This is a genomic window from Agromyces albus, from assembly GCF_030815405.1.
Classification (GTDB): domain Bacteria; phylum Actinomycetota; class Actinomycetes; order Actinomycetales; family Microbacteriaceae; genus Agromyces; species Agromyces albus_A.
On the sequence record NZ_JAUSWX010000001.1, the window covers coordinates 2,044,159 to 2,058,702 of the forward strand.

A 14,544-nucleotide genomic window follows, 5' to 3' on the forward strand; every position below is an offset into this window, starting at 1 on the left:
CGCACCACCTCCGCGAACAGCGTCGCGCGATGGCGGCGCCGGGCGGGCCGAAGCGGCGCTCAGCCGCGAAGGCGGAGCAGGGAGCGGCGCTGTCGAGGACGAGTGCTACTCGTCGAGCGCGAGCTCCTTCGGGAGTTCGAACTCCCGGGTCGCGAGCTCTTCGACATTGACGTCTTTGAAGGTGAGCACGCGCACCGACTTCACGAAGCGGTCGGCGCGGTAGACATCCCACACCCACACGTCTTTCATGGTGAGCTCGAAATAGAAGTCGTGCTCGGTATCACGGCGCACGAGTTCGACCTCGTTCGCGAGATAGAAGCGTCGCTCGGTCTCGACCACGTATTGGAATTGCGACACGATGTCGCGGTACTCCCGATACAGGGCCAACTCGACTTCGCGGTCGTAGTCTTCGAACTCGTCTTCATCCATCGTGACTCATCCTACGCCGAGGTCGAAGAGCGCCGGCGCCGTTGCCGAGCGATCGTGCAGCCAAGTCGACCGGTGCAGCTCGTTGGGTCCGTGCTCGTCGATCGCGGCGAAGTGGGCGCGGCTCGCGTAGCCCTTGTTCTCGTCCCAGCTGTAGACGGGCACGTCGTCGTGAGCACGACGCATGCCACGATCGCGATGCACCTTGGCGATGACGGATGCCGCAGCCACCGACGCGCAATCACGGTCGGCCTTGATCCGCGTGACGACGCGGGCGCGATGCTCGATGGCGATGCTCAGCCAGTCGTGGTTGCCGTCGAGCAGGAGCGGCGCATCGTTCACCTCATCGCCGAGCGCGAATGCGAGCGCGGCGAAGGCGCGAGCTCCGGCGAGGCCGAGGCACGCCATGATGCCCAGTTCGTCGATCTCCTTCGCCGAGGCGTCGCCGACCGCCGATGCGCGGACCCATGCAGCTGCCTTCGGCGCCATCTGCTCACGACGCGGCTCGCTCAGGAGCTTGGAGTCGCGCAGGCCCGCGGGCATGCGGCGCACGCTCTCATCGATGAGCACGAGCCCGACCGTGACCGGGCCTGCCAGCGCGCCCCTGCCGACCTCGTCGCACGCGAGCAGCACCGAAGCGCCTCCGGCGAAGATCTCGCGCTCCGCCCGCAATGTCGGCACCGCGACCGGTGGTGGAACCATGTCAGCCCGTTCCCTCATCGACACCATCGAACACCTGGGGGTAGTTGTCAAGCCACATCCAGTGGTCGATGGGCCAACTCACGACGAAGGCGCGGCCGACGACGTTGTCGATGGGCACGAATCCCTCGAGCGGGGTCTCGGTGTTGTATCTCGAGTCCTTCGAGTTGTAGCGGTTGTCGCCCATCACCCACAGCGAATCGTCGCGTACTTCGACGTCGAAGTCGTCGCGGGAGACCTTGCTCTCGCCCGGAGGCAGCGCCACATACGTCTCGTCGAGCGGCACGCCGTTCACGCTCATCTGGCCGAGCGCGTTGCAGCACACGATGTGATCGCCTGGCAGTCCGATGACGCGCTTGACGAGGTGGTCGTTCGAGTCGGGCGCCGAGAGTCCCACGAACGCGAGGAACCAGTCGACGGCGGCCACGAGTGGCGGCTGCGGCGTCTCCACGCGGGCCGGGAGCCATCCGCCCGGGTCTTTGAACACGACGACGTCGCCGCGCTCGAGTGGCGTGAGGTCGGGAACCAGCTGGTTCACGATGATGCGATCGTCTTTCACGAGGGTCTCCTCCATCGACTGCGATGGGATGAAGAACGACCTGATGAGGAACGTCTTGATGAGGAACGAGACGAGCACGGCCACCACGAAGATGACGAGCAGGTCGCGCAGGAAGAGGAGAGTGCCTCGTTTTCTGCGCGCCAATGCCGAGCCCGCGCGATCTGATCGCGTGGTGATAGTTTCTTCTGTCATTTAACCGCCCGAGCTCCCCACCCAGTCTAGGGGCGGGGAGCTCGATGGGATGCCAGACACTCGCGATCCGCGACTGGCAGCGGCGACTAGTTGTCGCGCTTCTCCTTGATCTTGGCCTTCTTGCCGCGGAGCTTGCGCAGGTAGTAGAGCTTCGCGCGGCGCACGTCGCCGCGCGTGACGACCTCGATGTGGTCGATCACGGGCGAGTGCACCGGGAACTTGCGCTCGACGCCGACCTGGAAGCTGACCTTGCGCACCGTGAAGGTCTCGCGCACGCCCTCTCCTGAACGGCCGATGACGACCCCCTGGAAGACCTGCACGCGGCTGCGCGTGCCTTCGATGATGTTGACGTGCACCTTGACGGTGTCGCCGGGCCGGAAGTCGGGGACATCCGACCTCAGGCTCGCTGCGTCGAGTTGGTCGAGGATGTGCATGATGGTTCGCTCTCTGCGCCCGCCACCGGTCGAACGCGGATCATGGATTGAAGTGAATGGTGCCGCCCGCGCGACCAGGTCGCGCTGTGCTAGCTCCCCGGAGGCAGAGACCCGCGGCGGCACAATCCTCTATTGTGCCATGTCACGGCACTCCCCGGCAAAGCGGGACCCCGGATGCCGCTGCAGCGCCGCTCCCGTCAGTCGCGAACCTCGCGCACGATGATGACCTCGTCGTCGCCGTCGTCGAACGGCGGGCGACGCGTGCCCGCGGCATCCGGACGCCGTGCGGCGCCCTGCTGCTGGGTGGCGAGTCGCTCGAACTCTGCCATCGACGCCTGCACCCGCCGCGCGCCGTCGTGCACGAGCTGCCAGACGACCATCCAGAAGGCGGCGATCGCGAGCAGGATCGCGAGCACCGCGAAGAGCGTCGCGGTCGCGCCGTAGAAGCCCGTCGCGACGATGGCGGCGTGCCATGCGCCGATGACGCCGAGGTCCATCCACGACACCGCTCGCTGCTCGCGCACGGCCGGCCGGAGCGACGTGAGGAGCGCGACGACGCCGAGCGCGAGGAACCCGACCGGCACGACCACGACGAGCCCGAGCGTGCCCCAGCCGCCACCGCCGAAGATGGCCCATCCGACGGCGAGCCACACGGGCAGCGCCACGATCGCGATGAACAGCCATCGGTAGAACGCACGCCGGATCAGCATGCTTCCAGCGTAACGGCGGTGCCTTCGAGGCCGCCGGGTGTTCACTCAGGGCGGAGACGACAGAATGGACTCGTGATCGAACTGAGAACCCCTGCCGAGGTCGAGGAGATGCGGCCTGCCGGCCGCTTCGTGGCGAGCGTGCTCGAGACCACATCGCGAGCCGCCGCGGTCGGGGTCAACCTGCTCGAGCTCGACGCGATCGCGCACGAGATGATCAGGACGGCCGGCGCCGAGAGCTGCTACATCGACTATCACCCCTCGTTCGGCGGGAGCCCCTTCGGCAAGGTCATCTGCACCTCGGTGAACGATGCGGTGCTGCACGGCCTCCCCCGCGACTACACCCTCCGCGACGGCGACCTGCTGACCCTCGACTTCGCGGCGTCGGTGAACGGATGGGTCTCCGACTCGGCCCTCTCGATGGTCGTCGGCACGCCGCGAGGCGGAGACCTGCGGCTCATCGACACCACCCAGCGCGCCCTCGCCGCCGGAATCTCGGCCGCGCGCCCCGGCAACCGCATCGGTGACATCTCCCGAGCGATCGCGAATGTCGCGAAGGCCGAGGGCTACTCGATCAACACCGACTTCGGCGGGCACGGCGTCGGCCGCACCATGCACGGCGACCCCCACATTCCGAACGACGGCCGCCCGGGCCGAGGCCTGCCGTTGAAGCCGGGGCTCGTGATCGCGATCGAACCATGGTTCCTCGAGACGACGGACCGCATCGTGACGGATGCCGACGGCTGGACGCTGAAGAGCGCCGACGGATCGCGCGGCGCCCATTCCGAGCACACCATCGCCGTCACCGAAGGCGAGCCGATCGTGCTCACCGCGCGCAGCTGAGCGCCTTCTCACAATCCTCTCGCGCACGAAGTGCGGAGAGGTTTGCATCGGGGTAACACCTCACGTCCGACGAGGAAACACGAGTTCCGTACCGTCTTGGTCACACAGCTCGGTCCGTGATCAGGGGGCCCCGAACGACCATCGGCCTCCTGCACGCCCGCGTCTGAGACGGAACGAGGAGACCCGGATGGCCCACGACACACCCCCGAAACACTCCCGCCACGGCGACGCAACGCCGAGCGTTTACCGTGACGGCATGTCGGACAACACGCTCACGCGTCACCTCGTGGTGGTCGGCGCCGGAATGGTCGCCCACCGCTTCGTCGAGAGCGTGCGCACCCGCGACCCAGAGGGCCGCTGGCGCATCACCGTGATCGGCGAGGAGGACCGCCTCCCCTACGACCGCGTCGGGCTGACCGCATTCTTCGACGGTGCGACCGTCGACGACCTCACCCTCTCACGCGAGCACTTCGTCGACGACGAGCGCGTGACCTTCCTCCGCGGCGACGCGGTCGTGGCGCTCGATCGCGACGAGCGGCGCCTGCGCACGGCGAGCGGCACCCTTGTCGAGTGGGACGAGCTCGTGCTCGCCACGGGCTCGTACGCCGCATCCCTCGCCGTCGACGGCTTCCACCTGCCCGGCGTCTTCGTCTACCGCACGCTCGACGACCTCGAGTCCCTCTCCTCGTGGGTGACCGAGCGCCAGGACGCCCTCGACCGGCCGGTTCGCGGCATCGTGGTCGGCGGCGGGCTCCTCGGCCTCGAGGCCGCGGGAGCACTCCAGGGCATGGACGTCGAGGCCACCATCATCCAGTCGTCCGATCGCCTCATGTCGGCCCAGCTCGACGCGGCCGGCGGCGAAGCGCTCGCGCGCCTCATCGGCGCCCGCGGCATCGAGGTGCGCACCGAGACGATCACCACGAGGCTCGACCCCGGCCCCCACGGCGGTGTCGCGCAGCTCGAGTTCCGCGACGGCAGCCTCGCTCCGGCCGACGTCGTCATCTTCACGGTCGGCGTGCGCCCGCGCGACGAGCTCGCACGGATCTCCGGCCTGAAGGTCGACAAGCGGGGCGGCATCGTCGTCGACGCCGGATGCCGCACCTCCGATCCCTCGATCCACGCGATCGGAGAGGTCGCCGCGATGGAGGGCCGTTGCGTCGGCCTCGTTGCCCCCGGATATGCGATGGCCGAGGTCGTCGCGACCCGCCTGCTCGGCGGCGAAGCCGAGTTCCCCGGGTACGACCTCTCGACGAAGCTCAAGCTCGGCGGCGTCGATGTCGCGAGCTTCGGCGACGCGTTCGGCGAGACGCCCGGCGCGCTCGACGTCGTCTACGCCGACCCGGTCGCCGGCGTCTACAAGAAGCTCGTGCTCTCCGACGACGCCTCGATCCTGCTCGGCGGCATCCTCGTCGGCGATGCCACGGCCTACGCCTCGCTCCGGCCGCTCATCGGCGCGAAGCTCGGCGGAGACCCGTCGGCCTACCTCCTTCCCGAGACCGACGGCGCCCGCCCGGCCACCGGCCCGCTGCCCGACGAGGCGCTCGTCTGCAGCTGCAACGCCGTCAGCGCCGGGCGCATCCGGTCTGCGGTCACCGACGACGGATGCACGGATGTCGCGGGCGTCAAGGCGTGCACGAAGGCCGGCGCCGCGTGCGGCTCGTGCCTCCCGCTCGTCAAGCGCCTCGTCGGCGCCGAACTCGAGGCCGCGGGCGTGACCCTGAGCAGCGCGCTCTGCGAGCACTTCGCCTCCACTCGCGCGCAACTCTTCGACCAGGTGCGCGTGGCGGGACTCACGACGTTCAGCGAGATCGTCACGCGGTTCGGCACCGGGCGCGGCTGCGACATCTGCAAGCCCGTCGTAGCGAGCATCCTCGCGTCGCAGGGTGCCGGACACGTGCTCGACGGCGGCCGCGCCTCGCTCCAGGACACGAACGACCACGTCATGGCGAACCTGCAGAAGGACGGCAGCTATTCCGTGGTCCCCCGCATCCCCGGCGGCGAGGTGACGCCCGAGGGTCTCCTCGTGATCGGACAGGTCGCGAAGGACTTCGGGCTCTACACGAAGATCACCGGCGGCCAGCGCATCGACTTGTTCGGCGCGCGCCTCGAGCAGCTTCCCGAGATCTGGCAGCGACTCGTCGACGGCGGCTTCGAGTCGGGCCACGCCTACGGCAAGTCGCTGCGCACCGTCAAGTCGTGCGTCGGCTCCACGTGGTGCCGCTTCGGCGTGCAGGACTCGGTCGGCATGGCCGTCGAGCTCGAACTGCGCTACCGCGGCCTGCGGTCGCCGCACAAGCTGAAGCTCGGCGTCTCGGGATGCGCCCGCGAATGCGCGGAGGCCCGCGGAAAGGACGTCGGCGTCATCGCCACCGAACAGGGCTGGAACCTGTACGTGGGCGGCAACGGCGGGTTCACGCCGCGGCACGCGCAGCTGCTCGCCGAAGGGCTCGACTCCGAGACCCTCATCCGCACGATCGACCGGTTCCTGATGTACTACATCCGCACGGCCGACCGTCTCCAGCGGACCGCCCCGTGGCTGGAGGAGCTCGAGGGCGGCCTCGATGCCCTCCGCGCGGTCATCATGGACGACTCGCTCGGCATCGCCGACGACCTCGACGCCGCGATGGCGCTCCACGTCGACGCCTACGAAGACGAGTGGAAGGCGACGCTCGACGACCCCGAGAAGCTCAAGCGCTTCGCCTCGTTCGTCAACGCGCCGACGACGCCCGACCCCTCACTCGCCTACACCGCAGAGCGCGGGCAGCCCCGACCGGCGACCGACGCCGAGCGCGAGAGCGGTGGCGTGCTCATCGCCGGAACCACCCTGGAGGTACGCCGATGACCATCGCCGACACTGCCCGAACCATGGAGCCGAGTCGCACGAGCAGCTGGGTGCCCGTGTGCCGGGTCGACGACCTCGAGGTCGAACGAGGCGCGGCGGCGCTCATCGAGGGCGACCAGCTCGCCCTCTTCCTGCTGCACGACGGCAGCATCCACGCCGTCCAGCAGCGCGACCCGTACAGCGGCGCGTACGTCATGTCGCGCGGCATCGTGGGCAGCCGCGGCGACGCCCCGACCGTGGCCTCCCCGATGTTCAAGCAGGTCTTCGACCTTCGCACGGGAACGTGCCTCGACACCCTCGGCAAGGAGCGGCACGACCTGCGCACCTGGCCAGTCGCGGTCGAGCAGGGGATCGTGCACATCCGGAAGGACCCACGCTGATGCTCATCGGAATCGACGTCACCGGACGGCGCGTGGTCGCCGTCGGCGGCGGCCCCGTCTCGGCACGTCGAGTCGCGCGCTTCGTCGATGAGGGCGCCGAGGTCGTCGTCGTCGCACCTGAACTCGATCCGGCGCTCGCGGTGCTCGTCGATGAAGATCGCATCACGTGGACAGCGCGCCCGGTCGTGCGCGACGACCTCGCCGACGCGTGGCTCGTGCACACCGCGACCGGCGTGCCCGCCGTCGATCACGCGGTCGCCGCCTGGGCCGACGAGGCTCGGATCTTCTGCGTGAACGCCGGACACGGCGACCACGGCACCGCTCGCATGACGGCGGAGACCCGCTCGGGAGACCTCATCGTCGGCGTCGTCTCGGAGGGCGGCGTCGATCCCCGGCGCAGCGGCGCGGTGCGCGACGCCGTGGCCGACGCCCTCGCCGAGGGACGACTGCCCGTGCGGCGCCGGCGCACCGGCGGCCCCGGTCGAGTCGTGCTCGTCGGAGGCGGCCCCGGTGCCGCCGACCTCATCACCCTGCGCGGTCGGCGCGCACTCGCCGAAGCGGATGTCGTGGTCACCGACCGTCTCGGTCCGCGGGCGTTGCTCGCCGAGCTCGAGCCCGGCGTCGAGATCGTCGACGTGGGCAAGGCCCCCGGGCGGCATCCCGTTCCGCAGCACGAGATCAATCGGATCCTCGTCGAACGGGCGCTCGCAGGCCAGCACGTCGTGCGCCTGAAGGGCGGCGACCCGTTCGTGTTCGGCCGCGGCGGCGAGGAGGTCGCCGCATGCCTCGACGCCGGAGTGGCCGTCGAGGTCGTGCCCGGCATCTCGAGCGCGATCTCCGTGCCGCAGGCCGCCGGCATCCCGGTCACGCACAGGGGCACCGCCGCGTCGATGCTGCTCGTCAACGGTCACGACGACCCCACCAAGGCGACCCTCGCGGCACTCGCCGACGACACGACGACGACCGTCGTGCTCATGGGCGTCGAGCGGCTCGGCGGCTTCGCCGAGGCAGCGATCGCCGCGGGTGCTCCGCATGACCGGCCCGTCGCGATCGTCGAGAGCGGCACGACGTCGTCGCAGCGCACCACCCGGGCGACCCTCGGCACCGTCGCCGCCGCCGCGGCTGCAGCCGGTGTGCAGGCGCCAGCCGTGATCGTGGTAGGCGAGGTCGCCGCAGCCGGACTCCTCACTCGACTCTCCGACCCCGCGCGGAGCCGCACCGGATGACGAACGCCCCTCCCACGCCTGGGACGCCCTTGCTCGGTTGCGTCATCCTGATCACCGCCGATCGCCGATCGGCGGAACTCGGCGCCGCCCTCGAGCGGCGTGGAGCGCGTGTCGTGCACGCCCCGGCTCTCACGATCGAACCGCACATCGGCGACGAAGCCCTCATCGAGCAGACGCTCCAGGTCATCGCCACTCCTCCCGACGTCGTCGTCGCGACGACCGGCGTCGGGTTCCATGGTTGGATGGAGACCGCCGACTCTGCCGGCCTCCTCGACGACCTGCACGCCGCACTCGCGGGCGCGAGGTTCATCGCGCGAGGCCCGAAGGCCCGCGGCGCCATCCAGCAGGCCGGATTCAGTGCCGACTGGGTCGCCGAGTCCGAGACCTCGTCGGAGCTCGGTACGTACCTGCTCGACGAAGGCATCTCCGGACTCCGCGTCGTCGTCCAGCACCACGGCTCCGGTTCCGACGGGCTCGACGAGGCCTTCCGCGGCGCGGGTGCCGACGTGACGAGCCTCGTCGTCTACCGCTGGGGTCCTCCGCCCGATCCCGGGCTTGTCGCCCGTTCGGTGCGCAGCGCCGCGGAGGGCGCCTACGACGCCGTGCTCTTCACGTCAGCGCCGGGCGCCGACGCGTGGCTCGACGCGGCCATCGCCGAGGACACGCTCGAGGGCATCCTCGATCAGGAGGCGCGCGGCACCCTGCTGATCGCCGCGGTCGGCCCGATCACAGCGGGTCCGCTCGAGCTCGCCGGGATGTCGCCTCGAGTGCCCGACCGCGGTCGGCTCGGGTCGCTCGTGCGCTCGGTCGTCTCGCACTTCGCCGAGCGCCGATCCTCGGCGATCGACACGGCCGCCGGAGTGCTCGAGGTGCGGCGCGGCGGTGCCCTGCTCGATGGTGAGCTGATGCCCCTGACACGAACCGGTCACGCCGTGCTCACTGCACTCGCCGAAGCGGGCGGTGACGTCGTGAACCGCTCCCAGCTCCTGGCATCGCTTCCGGGCGCGACGAGCGACGTGCATGCCGTTGAGGTCGCCGTCGCGCGGATCCGCGAGGCGTGCGGGGCGAAGGGTCTCATCCAGACGATCGTGAAGCGGGGCTACCGACTCGCGGTGACCAGCCGGGAGGAAGCATGACCACCCTCATCGCGTGCTCGCACGGAACGAACGACGCGGCCGGGCGGATGGCGATCCGCTCGATCGTCGACGGGATTCGTCGCGCCCGGCCGGCGCTCTCGGTGCACGAGGCGTTCGTCGACGTGCAGCGACCCGACGTCGGCGAGGTCGTCTCCCTGCTCGACCCCGAAGGCGACGCGATCATCGTGCCGCTCCTGCTCTCGACGGGATACCACGTGCGCGTCGACATCGCGCGGGCGGCAGGGGCCGCGGCCTCGCAGGTCGGCGTCGCCGCCTCGCTCGGGCCGCACCCCGTGCTCGCCGAGATCCTCGTCGAGCGGCTCGTCCAGGCCGGAGCGACGCCGGCAGACCACGTGGTGCTCGCAGCTGCCGGGTCGAGCGACCCGCGGGCCGCCGACGACGTCGAACGACTCGCGACGCTGCTTCGGGCGTCCTGGCCGGGAACCGTGACCATCGGCTACGGCGCAAGCGCCACCCCGAGCGTTCCCACCGCGGTCGCCGCCGCTCGCGCGACGAGTGGGGGTCGCGTCGTGATCGCGTCGTACCTGCTCGCCCCGGGCTACTTCCACGACCGGTTGCTCGAAGCCGGCGCCGACGTCGTCTCGGCGCCGCTCGCACCGGATCCCCGCCTCGCCGAGCTCGCCATCGACCGCTACCGCTCCGCCCGGCTCCCGCTCACGGGCGCGAATCGAACTGCGGGCATCGGCGCACGCTGACCACAGGGCGAGCCGGCCGGTCGTCGACTCAGGACAGGTGCCGTCCGAGGCGCTCGACCGCCGCCAGGTACCGGTCGACGACGAGCTCGACGATCGGGCCGGGTGCCGGGCGGCCCGGAAGCATCAGCGGCTCGGAGACCGCATCGGCGCCGACCGCGTTCGCGGCGTCGTTGAACGCACCGGGCGCGAGCAGGTAGGTGGCCACGATGACCCGCGACCCCGGATGCACCTCGCGGATCATCTCGATCGCGTCGGGCAGGCGCGGGATCGCTGCGGCGATGAACCCGACCGTGACGGCGCGACCGAGCCGGGCACCGAGCAGGCGCCCGGTCTCGAAGCATTCGCGCACCGCACGCGGGTCGTTCGAGCCGGCGGCCGCGAGCACGATGGCGTCGGACGGACCGAGACCGATGGCCTCGAGCCGTTCGGCGAGCACCTCGACGATCCTCGGGTCGGGTCCGAGCGGCTCGGCGAGTCCGGGGCCCCCTGGGGGCAGCTGGTTGATGCCCTGTGAGAGCCCGGTTCGAACGTGGAAGCCCGCCGAGAGCACGAGCGGCACGATCACGGCGGGCGTGCTGGCGTGCTGCGCGAGTGCTGCAGCGACATCCGAGTTCTGCGCGTCGACGAAGCTGATGCCGATCTGGACCGCAGGGACCTCGGCGGCCACGGCGTCGACGAGGCCGATGATGGCCGAGCGGTTGTCGGCCGACGGCGCGCCGTGGGTCACCGCGAGGAGCGTGAGCGGCGGGTCGACGATCGCGTTGCCATCGTCAGGCCCAGTCCCGCTCATCGCCGCTCCCGTCGTTGCGCATCGACGGAGCCGCGTCCGTCGTTACGAACATAGGGACGGCGTGTTTCGGAGCGGACACCCGCATGTTTCACGCACGTGAATCATGCACCTTGCGGGGCAGCACGGTCGGTCGGCGGCGGCCGGTCGGCCCGAGTCAGCCTCGGTCGTCGAGCAGCTCGGGACGCACGCGCCGGGTGCGCTCGATCTGCTGCTCGCGCCGCCAGGCGGCGACGGCGCCGTGGTTGCCCGAGAGCAGCACGGGAGGCACCTCGAGCCCCCGCCAGACGGCCGGCTTGGTGTAGCTCGGATACTCGAGGAGGCCGTCTTCGTGCGACTCCTCGACGAGGCTCTCTGGGTTGCCGACGACACCGGGCACGAGTCGTCCGACGGCCTCGATCATCGCCATCACGGCGACCTCCCCGCCGTTCAGCACGTAGTCGCCGAGGCTGATGAGGCGGACCGGGATGCGACTCGAGTAGTGATCGACGACCCGCTGGTCGATGCCCTCGTAACGACCGCAGGCGAACACGAGATGCGGCGCGTGCGCGAGCTCGCGGGCGATCTGCTGCGTGAACGGCTCACCGGCGGGCGATGGCACGATGAGCACCGACTCGTCGGTGACGAGCGCGTCGAGCGCCTCGCCCCACGGCTCGGGTTTCATGACCATGCCGGCACCGCCGCCGTAGGGCGTGTCGTCGACCGTGCGGTGACGGTCGTGGGTGTGCTCGCGCAGGTCATGGGCTGCGACCTGGAGGATGCCGGCCTGCCGGGCGCGCCCGAGCAACGACACGTCGAGCACCGAGAAGAACTCGGGGAAGATCGTGACGATGTCGATCCGCATGGGGCGAGCCTACGCGCCGGCGTGGTCGCCGGTGTCGTCGCCCCTGCCAGCCGCGGTCGACTCGGATGCCTCGGCTTGCTGCGCGTCGTCGGAAGCACCGACCTCGGAAGCACCGACGTCGGACTCGGGCTCAGCCTCAGCTTCGGGCAGCTCCTCGAAGAGCCCCGGCGGCGGCGTCACGGTGAGCGTGCCGGCGGCGAGGTCGACCTCGGGCACGATCGCCGAGACGAACGGCACCATGACCTCACGGCCGCGCGCCTTCACGATCAGCAGGTCTTGCGCCGGAAGATGCTCGACGTGGCTGACCTCGCCGATGCGCTCGCCGTCGCGGACGACGGCGAGCCCCACGAGCTGGTGGTCGTACCACGCGTCGTCTTCGGGGGTCTCTTCACCGCTCGCTTCGACCCAGAGGATCGCCTTGGCGAGACCCTCTGCGGCGGTGCGGTCGTCGATGCCCTCGAAGAAGCCGACGGCGTGCCCGTTGTACCAGCGGAGCTCACGGAGCGTGAGGCTCTTGCCGTGCCACGGCGACGTGTCGGGCACCTGCAGGGTGAAGACCGCGCCGGGCACGAACCGTCGGTCGGGGTCGTCGGTGTAGAGCTCGATCTTGATGGCGCCCTTGAGCCCGTGCGCCTTCGTGAGACGACCGACTCGGAGCTGCGTGCCTGGTGCGTCGGACACGTCAGTCGTCGGTGTCGACGACGTCGACGCGAACGCGGCGGCCGTCGGCGAGGGCGGTGACGAGGGTGCGGAGCGCTTTCGCGGTGCGGCCGGCACGGCCGATGACGCGACCGAGGTCCTCGGGGTTCACGTGAACCTCGAGGACCTCGCCGCGTGCGCTCGACGCGGAGACGACCTTCACATCGTCAGGGTGATCGACGATCCCCTTGACGAGGTGTTCGAGCGCGGACTGGAGCAAGGCTTACGCCTCGTCCGTCGCGGTCTCGCCTGCGGCCTCGGCCGGAGCCTCGGTCTTGGCGGGCTTCTCGGCCTTGGGCTTCAGCACCGGCTTCTTGGTCTCGTCGACCTGGAAGGCGGGCTTGGGCTCGGCGACGCGCACGGTCGACACGGCGTCCTTGTCGCCCTTGAACTTGCCCCAGTCGCCCGTGAGCTTGAGGATCGCGGCGACCTGCTCGGTCGGCTGCGCGCCGACGGAGAGCCAGTACTGCGCGCGGTCGGAGTCGACCTCGATGAACGAGGGCTCCTGGGTGGGGTGGTACTTGCCGATCTCCTCGATCACTCGACCATCGCGCTTGGTGCGCGAGTCGGCGACGACGATGCGGTAATACGGCGCACGGATCTTGCCATGGCGCTTGAGACGGATCTTGACAGCCACAATTCTCCTGAAAAATGTTGTGAGGTAAGCGAACTGACAGCCGTGAGCGTGGGGTGCACACTCGGCGGAAGCTCTATGGGGTTCTGCGCGCCGGATAGAGGGTCGGGCGATACTGAACTCGACTGACCATTCTTGCAGAAATCCGGCCGCAAGGATAATCGTCCGGCGTGCATGGCATGATGGGCCGACAGACGCCCACGAGCCCTGCCCGGATGGGGGCCCCGCCATGCAGATCGACTTCGCCCGATCCGCCCGTTCCACGGTCGGACTCGAGTGGGAGATCGCCATCGTCGACCGTGCCACCGGCGAGCTCGCCTCGGTCGCCGACCGGGTGCTCCGCGTGCTCGACGCGGGCAGCCCGTCGGGGCATCATCCGTTCATCACCTCGGAACTGCTGACGAACACCGTCGAGCTCGTGAGCGGCGTGCACGAACGCGTCGCAGGCGCCGTCGCCGATCTCGAGGGCCAGCTCGCGGAAGTTCGGGCGGTGATCGACGAGCTCGGCGACTACGAGCTCGTCTGCAGCGGCTCGCATCCGTTCAGCCAGTGGTACGACCAGCACCTCACCGACAAGCCGCGCTACCACAAGCTCATCGAGCGCACCCGGTGGTGGGGCCGCAACATGATGATCTGGGGCGTGCACGTGCACGTCGGCATCGAGGAGCGCGACAAGGCGCTGCCGATCCTCGACGGCCTGCTCGCCTACCTGCCGCACCTGCAGGCGCTCTCGGCCTCGAGCCCGTATTGGGCGGGCGTCGACACGGGGTACGCCTCGAACCGGGCGCTCATGTTCCAGCAGCTGCCGACGGCGGGGCTCCCCTACCCGCTCGCCGATTGGGCGGCGTACGAGCGCTACGTCGACGACCTCGTGCGCACCGGCGTGATCGAGGACCACAGCGAGGTGCGCTGGGACATCCGCCCCTCCCCTCGCTGGGGCACGGTCGAGGTGCGCGTCTGCGACGGCGTCTCGACGGCGGCCGAGATCGCGGCGATCGGCGCACTCGTGCAGTGCCTCGTCGAGTGGATGAGCACGCGCCTCGACGAGGGCCACACCCTCACGGTGCTGCAGCCCTGGTACGTGCGCGAGAACAAGTGGCGAGCCGCACGTTACGGTCTCGAGGCCGAGGTGATCACGGATATCGCGGGCACCGAGCGACTCGTCACCGACGACTTGCGCGAGCTTCTCACGACCCTCGCGCCGATCGCCGAGCGACTCGGTTGCGCCGCCGAGCTGCAGGGCGTGCGCGAGACGCTCGACGGCGGCGCGAGCTACCAGCGCCAGCTCCGCGTCGCGGAGGCGGCCGGCGGCGACCTCAGGGCAGTAGTGGGACACCTCGCGCGCGAGCTCCGCGACGGGGTCACGCCGACGACGGGCGCTGCGGCATCCGTCGTGTGACGTCGGCGACGTCGGTGGCAG

The 14,544-nt window shown here is 70.1% G+C and carries 17 protein-coding genes; 7 read left to right on the plus strand and 10 right to left on the minus strand.

Annotated elements, in window-relative coordinates; translation table 11 throughout:
• Positions 1 to 105: 105 nt before the first annotated feature.
• From QFZ29_RS09620 to QFZ29_RS09640, 5 genes are all read right to left on the minus strand, one after another.
• Positions 106 to 429, minus strand: coding sequence for a DUF2469 family protein (locus QFZ29_RS09620; protein WP_129522552.1), 324 nt, complete (start codon positions 427 to 429; stop codon positions 106 to 108).
• A gap of 6 nt (positions 430 to 435) precedes the next feature.
• Positions 436 to 1,128 carry a ribonuclease HII gene (locus tag QFZ29_RS09625; protein ID WP_306893905.1) on the minus strand — a complete coding sequence of 231 codons (693 nt, stop codon included), beginning with the start codon at positions 1,126 to 1,128 and terminating at the stop codon, positions 436 to 438.
• Between the two features lies 1 nt (position 1,129).
• The gene (gene lepB, locus QFZ29_RS09630; protein WP_306893906.1) at positions 1,130 to 1,876 is read right to left on the minus strand and encodes a signal peptidase I; all 747 of its coding nucleotides are present in this window, start codon (positions 1,874 to 1,876) and stop codon (positions 1,130 to 1,132) included.
• A gap of 86 nt (positions 1,877 to 1,962) precedes the next feature.
• Positions 1,963 to 2,310 carry a 50S ribosomal protein L19 gene (gene rplS / locus QFZ29_RS09635; RefSeq protein ID WP_129522549.1) on the minus strand — a complete coding sequence of 116 codons (348 nt, stop codon included), beginning with the start codon at positions 2,308 to 2,310 and terminating at the stop codon, positions 1,963 to 1,965.
• A 197-nt stretch (positions 2,311 to 2,507) separates the two neighbouring features.
• Complete coding sequence (locus QFZ29_RS09640) at positions 2,508 to 3,020, minus strand: hypothetical protein (RefSeq protein ID WP_306893907.1); 513 nt, start codon at positions 3,018 to 3,020, stop codon at positions 2,508 to 2,510.
• Positions 3,021 to 3,092: 72 nt separating this feature from the next.
• On the opposite strand from QFZ29_RS09640, the gene map reads away from it, so the two are divergent.
• The 6 genes from map (at position 3,093) to QFZ29_RS09670 (ending at position 10,160) form a co-directional block, all read left to right on the plus strand.
• On the plus strand, positions 3,093 to 3,860 hold the full coding sequence (gene map, locus QFZ29_RS09645; RefSeq protein ID WP_306893908.1) for a type I methionyl aminopeptidase: 768 nt from the start codon (positions 3,093 to 3,095) through the stop codon (positions 3,858 to 3,860).
• A gap of 256 nt (positions 3,861 to 4,116) precedes the next feature.
• Positions 4,117 to 6,702 carry a nitrite reductase large subunit NirB gene (gene nirB, locus QFZ29_RS09650; RefSeq protein WP_306893909.1) on the plus strand — a complete coding sequence of 862 codons (2,586 nt, stop codon included), beginning with the start codon at positions 4,117 to 4,119 and terminating at the stop codon, positions 6,700 to 6,702.
• Positions 6,699 to 7,082: a nitrite reductase small subunit NirD gene (nirD, locus tag QFZ29_RS09655; RefSeq protein WP_306893910.1), complete on the plus strand. Its 384-nt coding sequence runs from the start codon at positions 6,699 to 6,701 to the stop codon at positions 7,080 to 7,082. Before nirB ends, nirD begins: the two co-directional genes overlap by 4 nt.
• Positions 7,082 to 8,308 carry a uroporphyrinogen-III C-methyltransferase gene (cobA, locus tag QFZ29_RS09660; RefSeq protein ID WP_306893911.1) on the plus strand — a complete coding sequence of 409 codons (1,227 nt, stop codon included), beginning with the start codon at positions 7,082 to 7,084 and terminating at the stop codon, positions 8,306 to 8,308. Before nirD ends, cobA begins: the two co-directional genes overlap by 1 nt.
• Positions 8,305 to 9,444: a uroporphyrinogen-III synthase gene (locus tag QFZ29_RS09665; RefSeq protein ID WP_306893912.1), complete on the plus strand. Its 1,140-nt coding sequence runs from the start codon at positions 8,305 to 8,307 to the stop codon at positions 9,442 to 9,444. Before cobA ends, QFZ29_RS09665 begins: the two co-directional genes overlap by 4 nt.
• Entirely contained in the window at positions 9,441 to 10,160 is a 720-nt protein-coding gene (locus QFZ29_RS09670; RefSeq protein ID WP_306893913.1) for a sirohydrochlorin chelatase, read from the plus strand. Before QFZ29_RS09665 ends, QFZ29_RS09670 begins: the two co-directional genes overlap by 4 nt.
• Before the next feature lie 28 nt (positions 10,161 to 10,188).
• On the opposite strand, the gene QFZ29_RS09675 is transcribed toward QFZ29_RS09670, so the two are convergent.
• From QFZ29_RS09675 to rpsP, 5 genes are all read right to left on the minus strand, one after another.
• Entirely contained in the window at positions 10,189 to 10,950 is a 762-nt protein-coding gene (locus QFZ29_RS09675; protein WP_306893914.1) for a sirohydrochlorin chelatase, read from the minus strand.
• Positions 10,951 to 11,104: 154 nt separating this feature from the next.
• Positions 11,105 to 11,791, minus strand: a complete 687-nt coding sequence (gene trmD / locus QFZ29_RS09680) for a tRNA (guanosine(37)-N1)-methyltransferase TrmD (protein WP_306893915.1) — start codon at positions 11,789 to 11,791, stop codon at positions 11,105 to 11,107.
• A gap of 9 nt (positions 11,792 to 11,800) precedes the next feature.
• On the minus strand, positions 11,801 to 12,472 hold the full coding sequence (rimM, locus tag QFZ29_RS09685; RefSeq protein ID WP_306893916.1) for a ribosome maturation factor RimM: 672 nt from the start codon (positions 12,470 to 12,472) through the stop codon (positions 11,801 to 11,803).
• 1 nt (position 12,473) lies between these two features.
• Positions 12,474 to 12,710, minus strand: a complete 237-nt coding sequence (locus QFZ29_RS09690) for an RNA-binding protein (RefSeq protein ID WP_056651189.1) — start codon at positions 12,708 to 12,710, stop codon at positions 12,474 to 12,476.
• Between the two features lie 3 nt (positions 12,711 to 12,713).
• The gene (rpsP, locus tag QFZ29_RS09695) at positions 12,714 to 13,127 is read right to left on the minus strand and encodes a 30S ribosomal protein S16 (RefSeq protein ID WP_306893917.1); all 414 of its coding nucleotides are present in this window, start codon (positions 13,125 to 13,127) and stop codon (positions 12,714 to 12,716) included.
• A gap of 226 nt (positions 13,128 to 13,353) precedes the next feature.
• Between rpsP and QFZ29_RS09700 the strand changes: the two genes are divergently transcribed.
• Complete coding sequence (locus tag QFZ29_RS09700; RefSeq protein ID WP_306893918.1) at positions 13,354 to 14,523, plus strand: glutamate--cysteine ligase; 1,170 nt, start codon at positions 13,354 to 13,356, stop codon at positions 14,521 to 14,523.
• Positions 14,524 to 14,544: the final 21 nt, after the last annotated feature.